General features: G+C 34.4%; 4 protein-coding genes. All 4 read right to left on the reverse strand.

Annotated features, from left to right (window positions below):
- Window positions 1–158: 158 nt before the first annotated feature.
- Window positions 159–977 carry a restriction endonuclease gene (locus tag WA010_RS01210; protein ID WP_422555353.1) on the reverse strand — a complete coding sequence of 273 codons (819 nt, stop codon included), beginning with the start codon at window positions 975–977 and terminating at the stop codon, window positions 159–161.
- Window positions 978–979: 2 nt separating this feature from the next.
- Window positions 980–1,441 carry an RDD family protein gene (locus WA010_RS01215; RefSeq protein ID WP_422555354.1) on the reverse strand — a complete coding sequence of 154 codons (462 nt, stop codon included), beginning with the start codon at window positions 1,439–1,441 and terminating at the stop codon, window positions 980–982.
- A 265-nt stretch (window positions 1,442–1,706) separates the two neighbouring features.
- Complete coding sequence (locus WA010_RS01220; RefSeq protein ID WP_422555355.1) at window positions 1,707–2,156, reverse strand: GNAT family N-acetyltransferase; 450 nt, start codon at window positions 2,154–2,156, stop codon at window positions 1,707–1,709.
- Window positions 2,146–2,429: hypothetical protein (locus tag WA010_RS01225; RefSeq protein ID WP_422555356.1), on the reverse strand; the 284-nt coding region annotated here is incomplete at its 5' end. The genes WA010_RS01225 and WA010_RS01220, both read right to left, overlap by 11 nt.

A 2,429-nucleotide genomic window follows, 5' to 3' on the forward strand; every position in this document is an offset into this window, starting at 1 on the left:
ATCCAAGGTAATACAAAAAATTTTTGTTGATCCTTGATTTTCCAAGTAGATTTAAAATCAGATAATTTTTCTTTTGCTAGTTCAGCTTGTCTCCTATTTGAAGCATCTATTTTAAATCGTTTCTTATCTTCATCTTCAAATGACATGAATAATTTCCCTTAACTTAAATTAATAAAAGCTACTTCTTTAGCTTTAATCATTGTATTTTCTAATATAAATTTAGTTGCAGATGAATCCATCATTTGCCAATCTGAAACAATAAAATGAAAACTTATTTTTTTATCAGAATACTGTCTATTATTATATAAATAAATATAACATGACCCAATAAAAGCTTTAAGATCAATTTGTCTTATTTTATAATAATCATTTGTAAACCAATTTTTGCATTGTATAAATACAACAAAATTATCTTTTTCAGCTATTAGATCAATACCACCATCATTGATCCCTAATTCAATCCCATTGAGCTGTACAGTATAACCAAGGTCAAGATACTTTTGTGATATAAATTTTTCATATTCATTTCCTTTTATGGTATTAAATAAATCTTGATTTGCATCTTCTTCTACCATCTCAAATAAAGTTAGATAGCATGTTTTTATTATAAAGCCAGCAATTTTTTCATTTAATAGTGCATTGATGAAATCATCAGGTGTTAGCTCTTCAAGATAGACTTTATAAAATGGATATTTTCTACCTCCCTCACATACAGCAGTAAAACTCCCTCTATACAGTTGCTTTTTAGGATCTCGTAAAAAATCATTGCGTCCGTATTCAGGTGTTAAATCTTCTTTTCGATTTGTCTTTTTATCAATCTTATAAACAATAATATTTCCAGCTAAAACATTAACTAGCGTTTTAATTATTTTAGAATCACTTTTTCCTAATTCAATTTTTGAGTGTAATCGAGAATTTATTCTTTGCTCTATAAAAATAGATACATAATCTTCTAATAACTCTACACTAGACTGCATACTTATGAAAACTTAACTTTCTCGACACGGTTTTTTTGTCTTATTACAACTGTACCCGCTAATTTGTCATGCCAGCCTTGTTTTTTACTATCCCAAGCAACCCAAAATATCCCCATCATTAATGCTAACATTGCAGGAATATAAGCTAAATATCTCCCAATAGCCTGTCCGATAGCCAAGTGTTCTCCGGATTGAGCATCTACAACGTGTAAACCTAGTACTAATTTTCCAGGAGTTCCGGCCTTATATATCCATAAAATCACTGCGGCTATAAAAGGAAAAATATAGTTTATTACAACGTCTGCTGGACCTATAGCGAGACTATCAGCACTTATTTCTAAATAATCACTACCATATATTGCGAATAGTAATGGCCATGCAATCATTATAAATAATACCGTATCGATCAGTGTTGCACCTGTTCTAATCCAAAATCCTGCATATTCCAATTCGTCATTTTCCATAAAAATTCCCTGTTGTTAATAGGTAACAATTTTAGTTTATTAGCATAGAAAAGTCAATACTGGATCAAATGGTACTTACTTAAACTTGTTAATCCTTATTTTGGAAACAAAATAAATGAACCTTAATCGGAAGTGGGACTTCAATCCCGCACTTTTGCGAGGCTAATACCCGAACCCAGCCTCACTTCCAAATAGATTCACATAGGCAGTAAAGCTCAGCATGAACAAAGATGGATTCCCGCCTATGCGGAAATGACGAAATGGACTATATTCGATACATCAGCCCCATGTGGCTGGTGGAAAATCCCTTTTTCTGATAAAAATCAATCGCTTTGGTATTGCGCAGATCGACACCCAGTGCTAATCTACCCCACCCTCTTTCATCTGCTTCATCCATTGCCGCATCCAACAGTTTTGTTCCGATACCTGAACCTCGACACTCTTGCGCAACAATCACATCTTCGATAGTGCCGACATATGTTCCCATCGCTGTTGAGATCATCCTTTGAATAGTAATCATACCGATTACTGTGTTCTCTATTTCAGCCACCAATACGATACTGTGTGAATTTTGAAGGAGAAGTTCTAATCCACACGATTGTTTTTCGGTATCAATCGTAAAATCATCTTCTATAGCGAAAAGTTCACCTAAAAGCTTTACCATGACCGGTATATCATCGCTGTAGGCCAAACGGATACTTATGTTATCGTCCATTTTTCATCCGTTCTAATATTTCACCCAGTTTATCATGACGCAACTGGATAAGACGCTCAATCTCATCATAATCAAAATTACCGAAATACGTCATGTCAAAAACTCTGAGAAGGGCTGCACGACAGCAGCTCTTATCACACTCAGTGACAAGCTTTTTCGCTTTTTTGTACGGGAGGGAGGTCTCTTGGAAAAGTTTGATCGCATCGGCTACACTCTTACAACCGCATTCGCAAATTTCTGATGCGAGGACTTCTTCTTTCGTTGCCATGATCC

It is taken from the genome of Sulfuricurvum sp. (assembly GCF_049305995.1).
GTDB lineage: Bacteria > Campylobacterota > Campylobacteria > Campylobacterales > Sulfurimonadaceae > Sulfuricurvum.